We start from the raw sequence: 19297 nt of genomic DNA on the forward strand, positions 1-19297 counted from the left end.
GGGCGGTCATGGGATTGCAATCGATCCGAGATCAAGGCGTGCAAAGGAAAACGCGCCCAGTGGGAGCGGTACTCAATCGGTCATTCGTTTCTCAGCCCCTGTCGGAGACAGCCGTGTTCGTCCGCCAGGGAATGGCAATCCGTTCGATCCGTTCGAGCACGGCAAAGAACACCACACCGATAAGCGAGATCACAACGACAGAGGCAAATTGCCGAGCAATATCGAAATTCGCGCCGGCGATCAGGATCAGGTAGCCGAGGCCCTTATCGGCGCCGATGAACTCGGCGACGATCGCGCCGATGACTGACAGGGCCGTTGCAAGCTTGAGGCCCGCAAAAATGCTGGGCAGGGCCTGCGGTAGGCGGAATTTCCAGAATGTCTGCCATCCACTGGCACCCATCGAGCGTGACAGGTAGATCATTTCGCGCGAGGCTGATTTCAGCCCCATGACCGAATTGATGACGATCGGGAAGAAGGACAGGAGGACGACGATCACGATCTTCGGGGCCATGCCGTAGCCGAACCAGGTCAGCATCAGCGGGGCGATGGCGACCTTTGGAATGGTCTGGCTGGCAACGATCAGCGGATAGATCGCCTTTTCCATGAAGCGCGAATAGACGATCATGACGGCAAGCGGCACGCCGACAGCGACGGAACATAAAAAGCCGAGCAGCACCTCGCCCATCGTGACCAGAGCGTTCGGTGCCAGGCGATGTCCGTAGTTGACGATCTCCTCGAAGATTGCCGAAGGCGGCGGAAGGATGAAGGAGGGAATGTCGGCAAGGCGGACGGCGAGCTCCCAGATGAGGAGCAGGCCGGCGAGCGCCCAGAGCGCTGGCGGAACCGCCCCGATGGCGCGCGAGAGGAAGCTCTGTTTGTATTCGAAATGGGTGTCGGTGATCGGTGCCATGATCAATACTCCTCGCGGAAAACGCCAAGTCCCTTGAAGATCGCCGTCAGCTCCCGCGTATAGGCGGAAAATTTCGGATCCTCGCGCATGGCAAGTCGCCGCGGACGCGGCAGGTCTATATCGATGATCTGCTCGATGCGGCCCGGACGCGGCGACATCACGACCACGCGGTCGCTGAGGAAAATCGCCTCCTGGATCGAGTGCGTGATGAAGAAGACCGTCATCTCGTTATCGGCACACAGACGTAAGAGATCGATCTGCAACTGGTCGCGGGTCATGGCATCGAGTGCGCCGAACGGCTCGTCCATCAGGAGAAGCGGCGGCCGGTGCAGAAGCGCCCGACAGATCGACACGCGCTGGCGCATGCCGCCGGACAGCTCTTTCGGATAGGCATCCTCGAAGTCTTGCAGCGAGACCATCTTGAGAAGCTGACGCGCCCTGTCTTTCGCCTGGGCCATGTCGGATTTGCGGATCTCTGCCTGCAAGAGGACATTCTGCAGCGCTGTGCGCCATTCGAGCAGCACATCTTGCTGGAAGACCACGCCGGCCTCCGCGTTGGGTCCGTCGATATGCTTGTGGCCGACCATGATGCGGCCGAGCGAAATGGATGTCAGGCCCGCAAGCAACATCATCAGCGTACTCTTGCCGCAGCCGCTCGGTCCGAGCACCGAAACGAACTCGCCCTTGCCGATCGAGAGATTGATGTCCTGAAGGGCATGCACGGTGCCTTTCCGGGTCTCGAAGGTTTTCGAGACGCCGGAAATGGCGATGTGCTTCGATGTCACCTTGGGAATGCTGTGTTGTGCTGGAATGGCGTTCATCTCTGCATCTGGGTCGAGCCCATCTCCTGTGAGGCCCGTGGGCCGAGTAAAAATCCACGCAGGCGAGCCTGCCCGTTCAGATCGAACGAATGGCTCCGCCGTCGACGCGCAGCATGCTGCCGGTGACGTAACTTGCCGGAACGCCGGCAAGAAATGCGGCGACGGCTGCGAATTCCTCTACGGTGCCATAACGTCCGGCCGGAATGGTTGCGGCTGATTCAGCGCTGATATCCTCCAGCGGTCGTCCACTGCGCTCAGCCTGGGCCGCGTCGAGCGATCGGGTTCTTGATGTCGCGATGCGCCCCGGCAACAGCATGTTGACGGTCACGCCGTCCTTCGCCACCTCGCTGGCCAAGGTCTTCATGAAACCGACCAGGGTCGAGCGAAGCGCGTTGGAAATCGGCAGATGTGGAATGGGTTGCACGACGCCGCTTGAAGCAATGGTGATGATCCGGTCCCATTTTTGCGCTCGCATTGACGCGACGAAGTCAAGCGTCAGCGACAGGACGGGGCGCACCATGGCATCGAACTGGGCGGAGACGATATCGACATCAACCCCGGAGGGGAGGCCGGGTGGCGGGCCGCCGGTATTGTTGACGAGGATATCGACGTTGCCGTTGCTTCGCGCGGCCTCGCTGATTGTGCGGGCAGCGTCGGGACCGGATAAATCCGCCAGTGCGAGATGGCATCGAACCTGCTGGTCTTCGGGCAGGCTCTGTCGCGCGGCTTCGAGACGGTCGGACGAGCGGCCGCTGAGCGTGACGCTCGCGCCCTCGGCCAGAAGTGCCTTGGCGACGGCAAGGCCCAGACCCTGGCTGGCGCCAAGCACCAATGCGTGTTTGTTGTTCAGTCCGAGATCCATGTGGACGTCCGCGCCCGTGCAGGCATTTCGATGGGATGAGGGTGGCGGCAAGCGCCACCCGGATACTCGTCAATTGGCCGGCAGATAGGAGCCGTCATAGATCTTGGCGGGGGTCAGGCCGGGCGCCATGCCGCTGTATTTCTCAAGAAGCGAGATCGTCAGGGTAACGTCTTGCTCGGCGATCCAGCCATAGGGCTTGCCCTCGGAAGCGGCCGTGTGTTCGTATTTCGGCATATTTTTGATCTCGCCCTTGATGCCCTCCTCGTTGGAATCGGGGCGGGCTTCCATCAGGATCTTCAGCGCTTCGTCGGGATTGGCGGCCGCTTCGGCCTTGCCCTTCTGCAGGGCCGCCAGGAAGCCGCGAATGGCATCGCCATGTTTTGCGAGATAGTCCTTCCGAACGATGACGCTCGAACCCAGAATGTTCACGCCGTAGTCGGCAAACAGCATGGGCGGCTCGATGGCGGCCCGTTCGGCGACCTTGTCGCCATCCGGATTGGCCCAGCCATTGATGAAGTCGACGTCGCCCTTCAACAGCGCGACGCGGTCGCCGCCGCCATTGATCATGATGACCTTGACCTTGTTCATGTCGACGCCATTGGCTTCGGCGAAGGCTTTGATCATCCCGTCCTCGAAGTTGCCCGCGTCGGTGCCGAGGCGCTTGCCCTCGATATCCTTCGGGCTATTGATGCCGGAGCCCTTGAGGCTGATGATCGATGTCGGGTCCTTCTGGAGAAGGCCCGCCACTGCAATGATCGTATCGGCGCCGGCTGCCTGCTGGGCCTGTGCCAGCGCTCCAAGACCGGCAATGCCGATTTCGAAATCACCGCTTCCGACCGCCTGGATGGTGCCGGTGCTGCCGTTGCCGTCGACGACGTTCACGTCGAGGCCCTTCTCGGCGAAGTAGCCCTTGGCGACAGCAACGAAAATCGGCGCATCCACACCGCCGGCGACCCAGGCCAGCCGGAGGTTAATCTTCTCATGTTCCTGTGCGAGGGCGCTGCCCGCAAAGGGCGCACAGAGCATCGTCAATCCGACGAACGGCATCACCAGACGCTTCATTTTTTTCATCATCTCGTTCCCCAATCTTGGTTGGCATTCAAATGGTATGCCAAGGGAATATCGCATGTCAATGCGCCGTTGTTGCAATATTGAGCACCATCATTCTGTGATTATTTTATATGCAAAGCAATGTTGGAAAGGGCGCAATACGGCCGAATTGCGCCTGCAATTGCTCATGTCAGCGTCTGAAGAGGGCGACAAAGCTGGTGCCTCGGCGCGTTCCTCATGAGCCCTTAATAAGCCTTATACGGGTGCAGCCAAAAATCTGGCCGCACTCATCGCGATGGCGGCGATGCTCAGGCATCGATATTGCGAATGATCCGTGCGGCCGTCAGGTTGGAGATCGCCTTTTCGTGGACGGGCGAGAGCTCGGAATAGGTTTCGAAAGCTTTCTTGGCCAAGGCATCGACGGGATAGAATTGTGCGGCCGCAAAATAATCGCGATACATTTCCCAGCGCGTCCGCAGCAGGGCATTGCCCATGTTAGTGTCGCGGCGGGCGGACTGCAGCGCTGCGATATCGATGACCGCGCTCGCCGAAAGGCTCTCGGCGTCGGATTTCTCGAAGGCCAGATAGTTTCCGTTGAAGTCGACGATTTGCGAATGGCCGCCGCGCTCCTGATCCGAAAAGCCGATCTGGCCGGACACATTCGTGCTGATCAGAAAACACATATTTTCCGCCGCACGGCAGATCTTAGCGGCATCGGACCGCGCATTGGCGGGTTCATTGGACGGATGCAGCAGAACTTCCGCACCTCGCATCATGAAGACGCGGGACAATTCCGGAACACTGACCTCTCCACAGGGGAAGATCGCCAGCCGGCCAAGCTCGGTATCGGCGACGGGAAAGATGCCGTCTTCGCCATAGGCGTCGCGATACTGGCTCAGGATATCGTGCGGCGAGGTCCAGCTTGCCGTATTGATGCGCCGGTAACGCAGAATGATCTCTCCCCTGGCATCGAGCAGGAAGGAGGAATTGAAGTAGCGGTCTGGCCAGCGCGGGTCGACCTCGAAATGATTGCCGGCAATGTAGATGTCGTATTGGCGCGCGACCATTGCCAGGCGCTCGGTGATCGGACCTGGAATAGTGGTGCAGGCGCGATCGATCCACTCGCTGACCGGGGTGGCGCGCGGCGGACCCTGAAAGACGAATTCCGGCAGCACGACGAGTTTCGGCGGCAATTCACTCTTGCATGCTGTCTCGATCAGCTGAACCGCCACATCAAGATTCTCCTTGATGATTTGCCATGCTTCCTCTCGCGTTTTGGCGTTGCTGGCGATCTTGCTGTCCATCTGGACACAAGTCGCTCTCCACAGCTGAACCGGCATCGATACCTCCTTCATTGATTTAGGTGTTCCATTGGAATACCATTGGCACGCAATCGTCAATATGTCATCGGCTGCCGATCAAGTGTCGGCCGAGGAAATGGATTGCTTGGCCAAAGATATTGGTATATCGCCGGTCCACCAGGAAATGAGGTTCGAATGACATTTGCAGATCCGGATGCGGAAGGACGCGTCTTGCCGCTTGCAGCAGAGAGCGAGCTTAGCCTCAGCGAGTTTGCCTACGCGCAGGTTCTGGATCTGATTCTGTCCGGGCGCCTGCAGGCCGGAGCCGTTTTGCAAGAACGCAAGCTCGCGGATATGCTGTCGATTTCGCGCACGCCCGTCCGAGAGGCCCTCGGTCGGCTCGAAACCGAATCGCTTGCCATGCGCCGCCAGGGCCGAATGCTCGTCGTCGCCGACGTGAGCATCGAGACCTACATGAACCTGCTCGACATGCGCCGCATACTGGAGGTCGAGGTTGCCGCCCGTGCCACCAGCCAGCTCGCGGCCGACGATGCGGAAAGGGTGCGGGGCGCCATACGCTGGCTGCTGCAGCTCCCCAAGATCACGCCGGCCGATCACTGGTCCGTCGACGACCTCGTGCATGGCACGATTGCGGAGGCTGCCGGAAATCCGATGGTCGCCGCAGCCATCCGGGATCTTCGCCGACGCACGCATATCTTCAATACGGCGCGTATGCCCCACCGCCTGCAGCCGGGCGGCAGCGAACATATGGCGCTGATCGATGCGGTTGCCGGCGGTGACGCGGAACTGTCGAGGCGGCTGATGGGCAAGCACCTCGATAATGTACGCGACGCCATCATCGACTTCATTCTCGGGCGGCGCAGAGGCTGACGCCAGCCTATCTGCCGAGCTCGGCCAGACGCCGCTCCTGCCGCAAGATCAGCCGTTCGATCTCCTCGATCGCGGTCTTGGAAAGCGGTGCGCCGGGGCGGCGCTGCGCCGCGTTGCGGATCGCGCCGCGTCGCGCAAGCACGTATTTGCGGGCGCCGAGCCCGATGCCTGGCTGCTGCTCGTAGCGCACGAGCGGCAGGTACGTGTCGAATATGTCCTGCGCCCGGTCCATGTTTTCGCAGGCAAGGGCACAGACTTCGACCATCATCTCGGGGTAGCCAAAGCCGGTCATTGCGCCATCCGCGCCACGTGCCATCTCTTCAGGCAGGAAAATGCCGTTATTGCCGCAGAGGATCGATACGCGTCGGCGACCTTTGGCCTCGGCTTCGCGCAGCGCGGTGATCTTTGCAAGCCCCGGCCAGTCCTCATGCTTGACCATGACGATGCTCGGGCAGGTCTCGATGATGCGGCCAATGGTATCATTGCTGATCGACACGCCGCTGGACAGCGGAAAGTCCTGCAGCACGACGGGAACGTCGCTGCCGAGCGTGTCCGCGACTTGCTGATAATAGCTTATGATCTGCTCGTTGGTTTTCAGATTGCCGGGCGGTGCCACCATGACACCGGCAGCGCCGAAATCCATCACCGCCTTCGTCAACTCGCTGATTGCAGCCAAGCCCGGCGCTGATACGCCGACGACAACCGGCTTGCCTGCTGCGCGCGAAAGTGTCTGCCTGGTCACGGCCAAGGCTTCCGCATGTGTCAGCTTCGGCGCCTCACCCATCATGCCGAGAATAGTCAGCCCGTCGGCACCGGCCTCGAGATAGAAGTCGGTGACACTGTCGATGCTTGGAGAATCGATCGTGCCGTCTTCGGCGAATGGTGTGACAGCGATGACGTAAACGCCCTTGCTGTTGCTATTGATCAGGGACATTGGATGATCCGTTCTTGGCGAGTGGCAATCCGTCTGACGTCTTGATGAAGCGGGCGCTGCCATGCCGCGGGCCGCGCCGATTAAAATCGTCAGGGGTGGTTGCGTGATTCCTATTCTGGTATACCGTTGACATTCCAATTCGCACAAAGTCAAATTCAATGTCAACAATCCTTATTTCAGGTGCAAACCGCGGCATCGGCTTCGAGCTGGCGCGGCAATTCGCGGCAGACGGCTGGACAGTTCTCGGAACGGCTCGTGACCCATCCGGTGCTGGCGAACTCGACGCGATTTCGGGGGTGACGGTGCTGCCGCTGGAGGTCACGAAGGGCACTTCCATCGAAGCGCTTTGCGACGACCTTGATGGCCGGCCAATCGATGTACTGATTGCCAATGCTGGCATTGCGTTCAACCTGGAGGCAAAGCCGGCGGAGGTGACGCGGGAGGATTTCCTGAAGGTCGTCGAAACAAACACCTTCGCGCCCCTTGCACTTGCCGCAGCGCTGAAACCGAATCTCCTGGCCGGAGAGCTCAAGATCGCCACCGCCATGTCTAGCCTCATGAGCTCGATCGGCGCCAATGATTGGGGATCACAATATACCTACCGTGCGTCCAAGACGGGATTGAATGCCGTCTGGTCGTCGCTTGCGGCCGAATGGAGGCCTGACGGGATCATCTGCACCTTGCTGCGTCCGGGCTTGGTCGCAACCCGGATGACTAATTTCAGCGGCATTCCGGTCGAGACGAGCGTTGCCGGGATGAAGGCGGTGGTCAGCGGGCTGACGATGAGCGATTCCGGCCGGATCATCGGCTACGACGGCATCGACGTGCCATGGTAAGAAGAAAGGTTTGATCCGATGCCGACAATCCTGATCACAGAAGCGAATGAAGGCTTCGGCCTGCAACTCGCCATGCAATATCTGGCGAACGGCTGGCATGTTATTGCCGCCAGCAGCACTCCGCTCGACACGTCCCTGACGGAGACGTCCGGTGGGCGTATCAGGACCGTCATCTACGATCCCCTCGATGATGATTCGGCGAGCAGGCTGGTCGAACAGCTCGACGGCCGCGCCATCGACGTGGTTTTCATCAATGAGGGCGTGCCGGACACCGACAGGCTGCGGCCGGAGGCCATCACGCCCAAGCACTGGCGGCCGATTATGCTCGCAAACACATTTGCGCCGCTTCACCTTGCCGGCCTGTTGGAGCCCAATCTTCGGAAGGGAGAACGCAAGATCCTAGCCGCGGCCTCCAGCTACGTCGCCTCGCTCTCCAATTTCAAGGAACCCGGCCGTTTCGCCTACCGTGCATCGAAATCAGCGCTGAATCAAATGTGGCGCAATCTCTCGGTAGAATGGAAGCATTGGGGCTGCATCACCCTTCTTTTTGAGCTCGATCATCATGACAAAGCCCTCGTTGGCGATCCCGACAGAGAAATGTCTGCCCACGGTGTTCAGTCGTTCATCGAGACTGCAAACAGCGAACATAGCGGCAGGTACTGGACTTGGCATGGGACAGAAATTCTCTGGTAATCAACAGCTCGCTCGACTGATGGCGGATCATCCGGATGATGGATATCTGCGAATGTCCAGGTCGCCGAGCTCAAAACGTTGAATGCTGCGCCCTGGCTGTCATGCGATAGCGGACGCGACATCGCTCGGACTAGTCGAGCGACAAGGACCGCATTTTTGTGGCGGGCACGACGCCGATCCTGCCTGTGCCGTCTTGCTCGTCAGGATGGTCATGCCATTGAATTTCGGCACAGCTCTACTGCCGGAGTCCTTCAGCGTCGACAGCATGGGGGTCAGAACAAGAGCAGTCCGAAATCGATGGGATGGAAGGCTCCCGCTCCGCCGGTGCTAGGATAGCATCGTTTAGGATGGACAAACCGGGAGCGTTCGAATGGAAGAGATTTCTACGGTAGGCATCGATATAGCGAAATCGGTGTTCTAGGTTCATGCGATTGATGTCGATGGCAATGTAGTTGTGCGGCGACAGTTACGTCGCCAACAGATGCTGAAATTCTTCGCGCAGGTTCCGCCTTGCCTCATCGGTATCGAGGCTTGTGGGACCGCCCATTACTGGGCGCGACAACTTTCGGCCCTGGGGCATGACGTGCGGCTGATGCCGCCGGCCTATGTGAAGCCCTATGTGAAAAGGCAGAAGAATGACGCCGCGGACGCCGAAGCGATCTGCGAAGCCGTGATGCGGCCGACGATGCGATTTGTGCCAGTCAAATCCGTTGAGCAACAGTCTGCAGCGATGCTGCACCGTTCAAGGGCCCTGCTCATTAAGCAGCGCACGATGCTCCTGCACTCGATCCGAGCCCAGCTTGCCGAACTTGGCATTTCGATCGGTGTGGGCATCAGCCAGATGGCGCGTGTCGTGCGGGAACTTGCGCAAGGTGAGCGCTCGGATCTGCCGGAGCTTGCTCGGTTCGTGCTGGAAGCGCTAGCCAATTTGGTTTGCGATCTGGCGCAGCGACTTCAAGCGATCGAAAAGAAACTGATCTCCTGGCATTACCGAAACGATCTGTCGAATCGGCTGGAAACCATCCCAGGGGTGGGCTTTGTCACGGCGTCGGCACTTTCTTCGATCGTCCCCGATCCGCAGGTTTTTAAGTCGGGGAGGCATTTTGCCGCCTGGCTCGGCTTGGTGCCGCGACAGAACTCATCCGGCGGCAAGACCCGTCTCGGCCGCATCAGCAAACAAGGAAATCGATATATCCGGCAATTATTGATACTCGGCGCCACCTCGGTCTTGCGTTACATTCGCCGGGATGGAGGCAGCGGTACTGGGTGGATTGGCGGCTTGCTGCGCCGCCGGCCGCCAAAGGTCGCAGCCGTTGCTCTTGCCAACAAGATGGCACGCATTGCATGGTCGATCATGAAGCGAGGCGGCGAATACGAGGAAATCAACGATCTGAGAGCGGTTCAGCCCGTAAATTGCTGAGGCCGTTCGAAGTTTGAGGCGAAAAAGGTAAGTGAAGGCAGCAACTCGATCCCGATGGATCAGCCGAACCCGTTTAGCGTAGCGGACGTCAAAAGTCCGTCTAATCGATTGGGGGCACGATCCTGGCGGAACCCTTCAAGGCCAGCAGTCGGTAGATGACTGCATCAAAGGCCGGACACACGACTGCACTCGAGATGCGCTGCATAACGAAGCCAATTTCCCTCAACGCGGGAGCCTTCCACACACGAACGCTAAGGGCGAACGGAATGAGAACTTACGCAGCGTCCCTTAGCCTAGCCGGAAGTCTGAGCGACCGGAAGCCTTCGGGCATCTGATGTTCCGCGTCCCAGGTGTAGATGCCGGTAAGGTTGATATGCTCCCAACTCAGAGGCGAGACGTGCTTGAGCACATGATCAGGAATCTCGCCACGCGCCTTGCGTAAGTGGGTGATGGCCCGTTCGATATAGACCGTATACCAGTGGACGATTGCGCTGACGACAAGGTTGAGACCAGAGGCGCGGAACGCCTGGCTTTCGTACGACCGGTCGCGGATCTCGCCCCGCTCATGGAAGAAGACAGCGCGCTTCACCTTATGGGCGGCCTCGCCCTTGTTGAGACCGGCTTGGCATCTTCGCCGTAGTGCCGGGCTTGAGTACCATTCGATCATGAAGAGCGAACGCTCAATCCGACCGAGTTCGCGGAGCGCCCTCGCCAGATGGCTTTGCTTTGGAGATGCGGACAGCTTCTTCAAGATCGTAGACGGCACCACGGACCGCGTCGTGATCGACGTCGCGAGATGGAGCAGATCGTCCAATGGTCGAGAATCAGGGTGGTGTTGATCGGCGCCCCGATGTGGTTCGACAGGACCGGATATGCATCGCCCTTCTCAAACGTGTGGAACTTCCGGTCTTTGAGATTGCGCAGTCGCGGTGCGAACCGCTTGCCGATCAGGGCGAATAGCCCGAAGATGTGATCACTCGCGCCGCCCGTATCGGTAAAGTGTTCCTGGATGTCGAGGGCCGTGTCCTGATCGAAGAGCCCATCGAGCACATAGGCCGCCTCGCTCTCGGTCGGACTGATGGGCAAAATGCTAAAGTAGCCATATTGATCTGACAGATGGCTATAGAATTTCGATCCAGGCTCGCTGCCGTAATGCAAGTTGATTTCGCCGCGCTTTGCAGCTCGGTCGCTCGCACGGAAGAATTGGCCATCGGACGATGACGTTGTGCCATTGCCCCAAAGGCGGGAATGCGGATGCTGGGTGTGGGCATCGGTGATGCACGCTTGCGCCGCGCGGTAGGTCTCCGATCGAGCATGGAATGTGCGCATCCACCCAATCTGGTGAGCGCTGATCCCCTTGGATGCGCCCGCCATTCGTTTCGGGCCGAGGTTAGTCGCATCGGCCAGTACACCAGCGAGCATGGCAGAGACATTTTTCGGGATGTCGCCGGTGCGAACATGCGTGAAGTGATCCGCAAAGCCGGTCCATTCATGCACTTCCCTTAACAGATCGGGAACCTCGACCAACGGATACATGTCGCTGATCTCGGCATTCAGTTCCTCGGCTGCCACGGGGACTTCGCCGACGGTTGGTGTGACGATCAACGTTCCGGCCTCAAGACGAACTCCTTCGAGCTTTCCGGATCGTGCTCTGTACGCGAGACGCTGCAGGTTGAACTCGAGCATCTGACAGGCTTCGGCAAGCCACTGTGCGCCGTCACCTTCGACCCCCAAACCGAGACGATCCTCCTCCTTCATCGTGATGAATGCCGACCGCGGCATCAGATGCTCGTCAATCGGACGGAAAGATCGGCTGCCGTCGACCCAAATGTCCGCAGATCTGAGCCGGTCTCGCAAAACCGCTAGCGTGGCGATCTCGTAGAGACGGCGATCAGGTTTCCCTTGTTCGAAGATAAGCCGTCGATCAGTTTGGCTGAGGTGGGTGAGCGGCACGCGATCCGGGAGTGTTCGCCGCTTCTCCGCATAAAGCCGTTTCAGCAGCGCAATTGCTGCGAGAAGCGGGTCGTGGCGATGCGCCGAGCGGAACGTGAAGGCCTGAAGGAACGCACCAATGTATTTGTGGACGGTCGCATATTGCTCGGCTGCCACGGTCAACGGCGGTGCCTCGTTGTCGTCGACCATCGACTCAAGCTCAGGCTTCATCCGAAGCAGCCGGTCCCAGCCAACTCTTTGGTCGAGAACATCCAATGCGTTCCGACCATAGTCGTTGGCGGATTGCAGTGCGGTGATCGTATCGAGAAACATGCGCAGCGCTTTGGCGGTGTTCGCTCGGCAGTCCATCTGTCGCTGCTTCTTTCGATTGTTGGCTTGCGAGAACAGCTTGCCCATCAGCTTGATGAACATCGTTACCGCATCGTCCGTGAGCTTCTGGCAAAGCTTGATGACTTGAGCCAGGATCAGAGCGTGGCGACGGCTGGCGTTGAAGTCGTTGGCAAGCCAGGCCGGCGTTGCGTTGCCCTCCCGGACCATCTGGTCCCACCGTCCGGATGATACGCGCGCCTGCAGTTCCGGATCGATCTCCAGCCGCCGCAGAAACGCTATCCGGCGCTCAATCGCTCTCGCACGTCCGAGCGTCATGGCCTACGTCGCTGACGAGGCGCTCTACAAGCAGGCGGCAGAGGCGGTCTTCTCCCTGCTGGCTGCCGGAGTTCTGCAGGCCTCGGTGAAGGCGTATCCGCTCGATCAGGCGGCCCGCGCTCAGGCAGACCTCGAAAGCGGAAACACTAATGGCAGTCTTGTCCTGGTTCCGTGAGCGTGGTCGGATCAGCGCGGGTACTGTCGGGTCGCGATGTTCGCCCGTCCTAGCCGTTCGCGCGCGTTATCGGAATGCCGAGGCTCGCCATCGGCTCGAGCAGCTCCGGCGGGCAGCTCCTTGCAACAAGCAGGCCGTCGATCTCAATGAGCGGTACCACGCTGTGTGCCGAAACCGCGCCCAGCTTTTCGCGGGAGGCAAGCACTATGGTTTCGGCCGACCGCCGGCTGATGGCGCGCTTGACCGCCGCCTCCTCCCGGTCGCCCGTCGTCAGGCCATGTTCAGGATGAATGCCGGTCACGCCCATGAAGTAGACGTCGGTCCTGATAGAAGAGATCGCCTCGATCGCGACGGCCCCCACCGCAACATTTGAGTGCTTGTAGAGCCTTCCGCCCACGAGCTCCACCGCGACACCTGGATTGTTGTGCAGAGCCAAAGCTACTTCGGGACTGTGAGTGACGACAGTCGCCAAAAGGTCGGACGGCATTGCGCGAGCAACTGCCACCGCGGTGGTTCCTCCGTCCAGAAAGATGATCTGTCCGTTCTTGACCATTCCTGCGGCAGCCTTGGCTATAGCGGTCTTGTCGTCCGGTGAGATCTTGCGTCTCGTTGGGATGTCGGCAAGCGCCTTCGAGGCGGGAAGCGCTCCGCCATGCACTCGCTGCAAGAGACCCTCCGAAGCAAGCTCTCTCAGGTCTCGTCTGATCGTGTCTTCCGAGAGGTCCAGTTCCTGGCTCAGCTCCTTTGCCACGATCCGTCCATTGTCGCCAAGGCGCTGCAGGATGAGGGCCTTTCGTTCCGTCGTAAGCATCGGCATCTCCTTTTTGCACGATATTGCACGACCATAACATATGTGTAATATCGTGCACGTCGCAACATGGAGTTCAAGATGACGATATCCCACCGCGTCCAAATTGAAGACGTCCGAACGCTGTCGGATGACTGGTATGTGCTGAAAAAGACGACGTTCAGCTTCTTGAGGGCTGACGGAACCTGGCAGAGGCTCAGCCGCGAAACCTATAACCGCGGCAATGGCGCCGTGATCCTCCTTTACGACGCGGACCGGCGAACCGTCGTGCTGACGAAGCAGTTTCGCTACCCCGCCTTCGTCAACGGCCATGACGATCTCCTGATCGAGGCGCCTGCCGGGCTTCTCGACAAGGCGACTCCGGAGGAACGTATCAGGGCGGAAGTCGAGGAGGAGACCGGTTACCGTGTTTCGGACGTCCGTGAGGTGTTCGACGCCTTCATGAGTCCAGGCTCGGTGACGGAGCGGCTGCACTTCTTTGTCGGCGCCTATTCGACCGCGGACAAGGTGTCGGATGGAGGAGGCAATGCAGACGAAGGCGAGGACATCGAACGGCTGGAGCCGACGATCGAGGAAGCGCTTCAAATGATCGAAGACGGGCGTATCCGTGACGGAAAGACTATCATGCTGCTGCAGTACGCGGCCCTGAACCTCTTCAAGCTCGGTGAGGTCATCCGATGAGGCGCTGCGTAGTCCAGAGGCCGCGGGATGGACGCCACGTCCTCGATCTTCTCGCCTTGGCGGTGGTGGCCGCGGGGCTGACGGGCTGCGGCGTCACGGGAGCAGACCCGACGGGCACGGCCGCCATGGCCCAGTTCGAGGCGCACCGGCAGCAGAGCATGGCGATGCAGCGGCAGGCGACTTCCGCCGAGGCGGCCGACGAGCGGGAAGCGAACATGAGATCCGCCATCCAGTTCTGCCGCCAGCATCCGGAGGTGCAGGGTTGCACTGACGTCGTGCGCGACGAGGCGCAGACGATGGAGACCATGAGGAAGATGCGGTCGATCGGGACACGCTAGAAAACCTGCCGCACGGTTCGTCGAAGTTTTAGTTTCAACAGGAGATCTACATGAACGTCGAACGCTATGCTGCATGCACTTGCGAAGGCGCGGGAGGCAACCCCGCGGGCGTCGTGATCTGCGAGGCTCTGCCCGACGCCGCCGACATGCAGCGGACGGCCGCCGAGGTCGGCTATTCCGAAACTGTCTTCGCCGCGCCCGAGGGAGACGGCTGGCGGGTGCGCTACTTCGCGCCGGAGATCGAAATCCCCTTTTGCGGGCATGCTACGATCGCGCTCGGCGTCGCCTTGGCGAAACACAGGGGCTCGGAGCGCTTCGATCTGCGGATCAACGGCGGCGCGATCACGGTCGAAGGGCGCGCGGGCGAAGATCCTGCCGCAGCCTTCGAATCCGTGCCCGCATCGCACGAGGATCTCGAAGCGCACTATCTGCAGGCCTGCATGGACCTCTTCGGCTTCTCCAAAGGACATCTGGACGAATCCATTCCGCCGGCCCTCATTAATGCAGGCTCGCCTCATGTGCTGATTGCACTGAGGCACCGGGCGACGCTTGCCGCGATGTCTTACGACCTCGAACGCGGCCGAGAAGTGATGGCGCACGAAAGCCTCGCGACCATCATGCTCGTCCACCGGGAGAGTCCCGACCTGTTCCACGCGAGAAATCCGTTCGCCTCGGGAGGCGTCTACGAGGATCCAGCTACCGGTTCGGCGGCCGCGGCCTTTGCCGGGTACCTACGGTCGCTGGGCGAGCAGCCTGGTATGCGGATCGTTGTCAGGCAAGGCGAGGACATGGGAATGCCGACGCGGCTGTTGGCGACGGTTGGTTCTGTGCGTCAAGTTCAGCAAATTGGGGCGGCGATGGAGCTGGTCATGCGGCTTGGCGGAGAGCGAGTTTCTTGTGCTCTCTGAGATCGTCCATGTTGATGTAGCGATTGGCCTCCATCCAGTTCTCGTGGGTTTCGACGGCGAGCGCGCGCACGAGGCGCAGGCAGCTCTCAGCGTTGGGGAAGATGAGCACGACATCGGTTCGGCGGCGGATTTCCTCGTTGAGGCGCTCGAGCATGTTGGTGCTTTTGAGGTGCTTGTGATAGGTGCGCGGCAGGCGGAAGATGGTGAGCGTCTGCTCGATCGTTTCCTCGACCCAGCCGGTTAGCCGCGGATATTTGCCTGACCATTTGGAAAGCCAGGTGGCGAGATCGGTCCTGGCCTCGGCGAGATCGCGCCGGTCGTAGATCCATCGTAGTTCCTGCAGGCAATCGTCGCGGTGCTTGCGTGGCAGATGGTCGAGCGCATTTCTGAGGAAATGCACGTAGCAGCGCTGCCAGGCCGCCTCCGGAATGACCTCGCCGATCGCCGCGACGAGGCCGGCATGGTCATCGGAAACGACAAATTCGACGCCCCTGAGGCCGCGATGTTTGAGACTGACCAAGAAATCCTTCCAGGCCGAGCGACTTTCGCGATTGGCCATTTCGACAGCGAGAATCTGCCGCCGGCCGTCCCAATCGATACCGACGGCGATCAGCACCGCCTGGCTCCTGACGACGCCGGCCTCACGCACCTTCTCGTAACGGGCATCGAGGATCAGATAAGCAAAGGGTTCTTGAAGCGGGCGGCAGGCAAAGGCTTTCAGGCTTTCGTCGAGCCGCTTGTTGATCGCCGAGATCGAGGATGCCGAGAAGGCGTGGCCGCACAGCTCTTCAGTGATCGCCTTGACCTTGCGCGTCGACACGCCTTGGACATACATCTCCGCCAGTGTCGCTACCAGTGCCCGCTCCGAATACTGGTAGCGCTCGAACAGTTCGGTGGAGAAGTGCCCCGAACGATCCTGAGGCACCCTGAGCTCCAGCTTGCCGACCCGCGTCAACAGCGTGCGGCCGTAATAGCCCGAGCGATAGCCCAGCCGTTCCGGTGTCCGCTCGCCTTTCTGAGCCCCCAGGGCTTCGTCCATCTCGGCTTCCAGTACCTCTTGCATGACGGCGCGGATCACCTCCCGAAGCCCATCCGGGTTCGACAGTAGAATGTCTTTGACGGCCGCGACAGCAGTCTTATCTTCAGTCTTGGTCATGGTGGCGTTCCTCGTGAGGGAATCAGGTGACTTGAACATCACCAGCCTGCCATGACCGCCCATCTCAGTGAATTTGCAGAACCTTCAGCACACTACCCCCGATCGACGGGGCAATGAGGATCTGGGGTGCCGTTGAGAAGTTGCTCAGCCACGCGCCCTCATCGAAGCCGAGCCCGAAGGCGCCGCGGAGATCCGCAAGTCCGATGCTAGAAGTGCGAACGTCGAAGGCCGTCAACAGCGATGCCATGATCATCGCCACGGCGATATAGCTTTGGCGGGGAAGGTCACGTCTTGGCAGGGTGTCAGACATGGTCTTTACCCTTGGTGGCGATACGTGTCGTGACCGACATACCGGGCCGAAGCCTCTCGATCTCAACCTGCTCGGGCTTCATCTGCCCGTGACCAGGAGACGCCTGCGCCGGGTCCGAACCGTGTTCCCTGACCCACTTGCGCAGGACATTCTCATGAACATCCAGGTCGCGGGCTGCCTGCGCAACACTGACCCCGCGCTCTCGCACCAACTTCACCGCCTCAAGCTTGTACTCGGATCGTGTCCCGAGGAGTGGTGTAGTTGGATTTCATAGCCATCGGTGGTGTCCCTCAGGTTGGCTCTAAGCAACCCGACCCTACCGGAAATCACCGATGGCTATGAAATCCAACTACACCACTCCTCGGGACACGATCGGCTATGGCTCTCGTATTCGATGATATTCGAAGGGGATGCTCGGCATCAACCATCGCCTTTGAGTTCACCCTTCCGGCTTTTCGCGAGGCTCTCGCCCATGTCAGCATTCCGGGGCGTTGTGGGAAAGTCATTCTTCGGATGTGACGCAAACCTTTAGCGACAAAAGCCACATCACAAGCCGAAGCAAAGCATTGGCGTGTCCGGGTACTCTGTCCCTACGAGCCGACTGTAGGCAGAGTCCGCCAGCCGTCCTTTGCCTTCGTTCGATTTCTGGGCCCGATAATTACGCGGGAGGAGCGGGCTTTAGCTCCGCCGAAAATTATTTTTGCAGATGTATTGCAATGACGTTGTATTGTAGTAACAATATGACGACACGCCAACGAGGAACGGCGGGAGGAACATGCTCTATCACCTTACAAACAGCCGCGGCATTTCGGTCGAGTTTCTCGATCACGGTGGCTCAATCAAATCGGTGAAAGTTCCAGATAGGCGGGGCGCTATGGCGAACGTCGTTCTCGGATTTGCGACCGAAGAGGAATACCATCGCGATCATCCATACTTTGGGGCCCTTGTTGGGCGCTTCAGCGGCCGCATCGCCCGGGCGCAATTCACACTAGATGGCAAGCAATACTCGCTCTCGGCCAATACCGGTCGCAACCATATCGCCGGCGGTTTTTCAGGATTCGACAAGAAGTTATGGAATGTGGATCTGTTGTCGAATGCCTCGGCACGTCTGACCTATCGCAGCGTCGACGGCGAGGAGGGGTTTCCTGGCAATCTACAGGTCGCAGTAAGCTATACGGTCACCGAAGAGAATGCCCTGCAGATCGATTACGAAGCAACGACCGATAAGCCAACCGTGCTCAACCTGACCAATCACTCCTATTTCAATCTAACCGGCGAAGGCAGTGGATCGGTGGAACGGCATGTGCTGACGGTGAAGGCAGATAGCGTTATCGAGGTTGACAGCGAATTGATCGCCACCGGTCGTTTTCTCAGCGTAGAGGGCACGCCGCTAGATTTTCGCCAGCCGCAGGAGATTGGCGCGCGCATCCGCAGCAATCATCCGCTGACGCGTTTCGCCAAAGGTTACGATTGTAGCTATGTGCTGGATGGAGGGGGTGCTTTGCGGCATGTCGCCAACGTTTATGATCCCGTTTCCGGGCGGATCCTCGACGTCGAAACGACTGAACCCAGCCTCGCCTTCTACTCTGGAAATTTCCTCGACGGCAGCTTAATCGGCGCGACAGGCCGACAGTATCGACAAGGGGATGCTTTCACGCTTGAGCCGCGCCATTTGCCTGATTCGCCAAATCAACCCACATTTCCGTCGACGGTGCTGAGGCCTGGCGAGACCTTTAGGGCCACAACCGTATATCGCTTCTCCAACGACGGTGGAGAATAGGGGTGAACATGTCCAATCGATTGGTCAAAAGCGGAGTTCCGCTTGTCTATCAACTGAGCGAGATCTTCCGCCATAAAATCGCTAACGGCGAACTTCAAACAAACGAGCCCTTCCCAACTGAAGATCAGATCTGTTCGACTTACGGGGTAAGCCGGACGACGGTGCGGTTGGCACTTGCGAAGCTAGTCAATGAAGGCTTCATACGTCGGCAGCAAGGCGTCGGCTCGTTTGTGAACCCGAAGGGCCTGCTAAAGGTTGACGAGATTCAGCCACTCAGCCGCGACATGTCGGATGTAAAGAGCACGACGAATATCCTTGAAGCCGCAGGCAAGCGAGTTGACACCAAGGTTCTGGCGTTCTCGATTGAACCCTCGTCTGCCCGGATTGCCGAACAGCTGGACATTGCTGAGAATGATCTCGTCGTTCACTTCGAACGCGTTAGGTTGGCCGACGGCATTCCGATGGTGCTGGAAAAAATCTGGATCCCGCAGGAGATCTGCGTGAACCTGAGCGAAGCTGACGTTGGCGGTTCGGTCTATCGCGTACTTGCTGACCGGTATGGGCTGAAAATCACTGCGGCGCACCAGGCGCTGCGCGCAGCATTAGCCGACAGCGCTCTTGCATCTACGCTTGGCGTAACAGAAGGCTCGGCCGTGATGCGGGTAGCAGGCGTCAGCTATACGGACGCCGGGACACCTGTTGAAGTCGAGGAATCCTGGTTTCGATCCGACATGATGGAATTCATCATCGAGCTGGGCAGTCTGTCCACCTATGCCCGCTTGATCGACTAGCTACTTTGCGACGAAACATAACTGACGGAGAGTG

The 19297-nt window shown here is 59.5% G+C and carries 19 protein-coding genes and 2 pseudogenes; 10 read left to right on the forward strand and 11 right to left on the reverse strand.

Annotated elements, in window-relative coordinates:
- Window positions 1–91: 91 nt before the first annotated feature.
- The 5 genes from FHX08_RS25825 to FHX08_RS25845 all read right to left on the reverse strand — a co-directional run bounded on the left by FHX08_RS25825 (window position 92) and on the right by FHX08_RS25845 (window position 4983).
- Window positions 92–910, reverse strand: coding sequence for an ABC transporter permease (locus FHX08_RS25825; protein ID WP_184327842.1), 819 nt, complete (start codon window positions 908–910; stop codon window positions 92–94).
- A gap of 2 nt (window positions 911–912) precedes the next feature.
- On the reverse strand, window positions 913–1731 hold the full coding sequence (locus FHX08_RS25830) for an ABC transporter ATP-binding protein (RefSeq protein WP_184327843.1): 819 nt from the start codon (window positions 1729–1731) through the stop codon (window positions 913–915).
- Between the two features lie 76 nt (window positions 1732–1807).
- Complete coding sequence (locus FHX08_RS25835; protein ID WP_184327844.1) at window positions 1808–2593, reverse strand: SDR family oxidoreductase; 786 nt, start codon at window positions 2591–2593, stop codon at window positions 1808–1810.
- A 69-nt stretch (window positions 2594–2662) separates the two neighbouring features.
- The gene (locus FHX08_RS25840; protein WP_184327845.1) at window positions 2663–3667 is read right to left on the reverse strand and encodes an ABC transporter substrate-binding protein; all 1005 of its coding nucleotides are present in this window, start codon (window positions 3665–3667) and stop codon (window positions 2663–2665) included.
- Window positions 3668–3951: 284 nt separating this feature from the next.
- On the reverse strand, window positions 3952–4983 hold the full coding sequence (locus FHX08_RS25845) for a nitrilase-related carbon-nitrogen hydrolase (RefSeq protein WP_184327846.1): 1032 nt from the start codon (window positions 4981–4983) through the stop codon (window positions 3952–3954).
- Window positions 4984–5139: 156 nt separating this feature from the next.
- On the opposite strand from FHX08_RS25845, the gene FHX08_RS25850 reads away from it, so the two are divergent.
- Complete coding sequence (locus FHX08_RS25850) at window positions 5140–5835, forward strand: GntR family transcriptional regulator (RefSeq protein ID WP_184327847.1); 696 nt, start codon at window positions 5140–5142, stop codon at window positions 5833–5835.
- Between the two features lie 7 nt (window positions 5836–5842).
- On the opposite strand, the gene FHX08_RS25855 is transcribed toward FHX08_RS25850, so the two are convergent.
- Window positions 5843–6769 (reverse strand): dihydrodipicolinate synthase family protein, encoded by a 927-nt coding sequence (locus FHX08_RS25855; RefSeq protein ID WP_184327848.1) that lies wholly within the window; start codon window positions 6767–6769, stop codon window positions 5843–5845.
- A gap of 158 nt (window positions 6770–6927) precedes the next feature.
- On the opposite strand from FHX08_RS25855, the gene FHX08_RS25860 reads away from it, so the two are divergent.
- The 3 genes from FHX08_RS25860 to FHX08_RS25870 all read left to right on the forward strand — a co-directional run bounded on the left by FHX08_RS25860 (window position 6928) and on the right by FHX08_RS25870 (window position 9718).
- On the forward strand, window positions 6928–7605 hold the full coding sequence (locus tag FHX08_RS25860; RefSeq protein ID WP_184327849.1) for an SDR family oxidoreductase: 678 nt from the start codon (window positions 6928–6930) through the stop codon (window positions 7603–7605).
- Between the two features lie 18 nt (window positions 7606–7623).
- On the forward strand, window positions 7624–8298 hold the full coding sequence (locus tag FHX08_RS25865) for an SDR family NAD(P)-dependent oxidoreductase (RefSeq protein WP_184327850.1): 675 nt from the start codon (window positions 7624–7626) through the stop codon (window positions 8296–8298).
- A 430-nt stretch (window positions 8299–8728) separates the two neighbouring features.
- Entirely contained in the window at window positions 8729–9718 is a 990-nt protein-coding gene (locus FHX08_RS25870) for an IS110 family transposase (protein WP_312862205.1), read from the forward strand.
- A 274-nt stretch (window positions 9719–9992) separates the two neighbouring features.
- Here the strand turns inward: FHX08_RS25870 and FHX08_RS25875 are convergent.
- Window positions 9993–12292, reverse strand: a pseudogene (locus FHX08_RS25875) (Tn3 family transposase); the annotation flags it as partial.
- 22 nt (window positions 12293–12314) lie between these two features.
- Here FHX08_RS25875 and FHX08_RS25880 point away from each other — a divergent pair.
- A complete protein-coding gene (locus FHX08_RS25880; protein WP_184327851.1) occupies window positions 12315–12491 on the forward strand; it encodes a zinc-binding dehydrogenase in 177 nt (58 codons plus the stop codon).
- 49 nt (window positions 12492–12540) lie between these two features.
- Here the strand turns inward: FHX08_RS25880 and FHX08_RS25885 are convergent, their stop codons facing one another.
- Window positions 12541–13302 carry a DeoR/GlpR family DNA-binding transcription regulator gene (locus FHX08_RS25885; RefSeq protein WP_184327852.1) on the reverse strand — a complete coding sequence of 254 codons (762 nt, stop codon included), beginning with the start codon at window positions 13300–13302 and terminating at the stop codon, window positions 12541–12543.
- A 78-nt stretch (window positions 13303–13380) separates the two neighbouring features.
- Between FHX08_RS25885 and FHX08_RS25890 the strand changes: the two genes are divergently transcribed.
- From FHX08_RS25890 to FHX08_RS25900, 3 genes are read left to right on the forward strand one after another with little or no spacing between them, the layout of a single operon-like run.
- The gene (locus FHX08_RS25890; RefSeq protein WP_184327853.1) at window positions 13381–13980 is read left to right on the forward strand and encodes an NUDIX domain-containing protein; all 600 of its coding nucleotides are present in this window, start codon (window positions 13381–13383) and stop codon (window positions 13978–13980) included.
- Window positions 13977–14318: a hypothetical protein gene (locus tag FHX08_RS25895; RefSeq protein ID WP_184327854.1), complete on the forward strand. Its 342-nt coding sequence runs from the start codon at window positions 13977–13979 to the stop codon at window positions 14316–14318. The genes FHX08_RS25890 and FHX08_RS25895 overlap by 4 nt, the downstream gene beginning before the upstream one ends.
- Window positions 14319–14368: 50 nt before the next feature.
- Complete coding sequence (locus tag FHX08_RS25900) at window positions 14369–15226, forward strand: PhzF family phenazine biosynthesis protein (RefSeq protein ID WP_184327855.1); 858 nt, start codon at window positions 14369–14371, stop codon at window positions 15224–15226.
- On the opposite strand, the gene FHX08_RS25905 is transcribed toward FHX08_RS25900, so the two are convergent.
- From FHX08_RS25905 to FHX08_RS25915, 3 genes and pseudogenes are all read right to left on the reverse strand, one after another.
- Window positions 15186–16382: an IS256 family transposase gene (locus FHX08_RS25905; protein ID WP_184327856.1), complete on the reverse strand. Its 1197-nt coding sequence runs from the start codon at window positions 16380–16382 to the stop codon at window positions 15186–15188. The two genes, FHX08_RS25900 and FHX08_RS25905, sit on opposite strands and share 41 nt — an antisense overlap.
- Before the next feature lie 64 nt (window positions 16383–16446).
- The gene (locus tag FHX08_RS25910; protein WP_246698378.1) at window positions 16447–16692 is read right to left on the reverse strand and encodes a hypothetical protein; all 246 of its coding nucleotides are present in this window, start codon (window positions 16690–16692) and stop codon (window positions 16447–16449) included.
- Window positions 16693–16738: 46 nt separating this feature from the next.
- Window positions 16739–16927, reverse strand: a pseudogene (locus FHX08_RS25915) (transposase); the annotation flags it as partial.
- A 540-nt stretch (window positions 16928–17467) separates the two neighbouring features.
- On the opposite strand from FHX08_RS25915, the gene FHX08_RS25920 reads away from it, so the two are divergent.
- A complete protein-coding gene (locus tag FHX08_RS25920) occupies window positions 17468–18472 on the forward strand; it encodes an aldose epimerase family protein (RefSeq protein ID WP_184327857.1) in 1005 nt (334 codons plus the stop codon).
- Window positions 18473–18480: 8 nt separating this feature from the next.
- Window positions 18481–19263 (forward strand): GntR family transcriptional regulator, encoded by a 783-nt coding sequence (locus tag FHX08_RS25925; protein ID WP_246698406.1) that lies wholly within the window; start codon window positions 18481–18483, stop codon window positions 19261–19263.
- The last annotated feature ends 34 nt before the right edge of the window (window positions 19264–19297 follow it).

Origin of the sequence: Rhizobium sp. BK529 (assembly GCF_014194105.1) — a bacterium.
Lineage (GTDB): Bacteria > Pseudomonadota > Alphaproteobacteria > Rhizobiales > Rhizobiaceae > Rhizobium.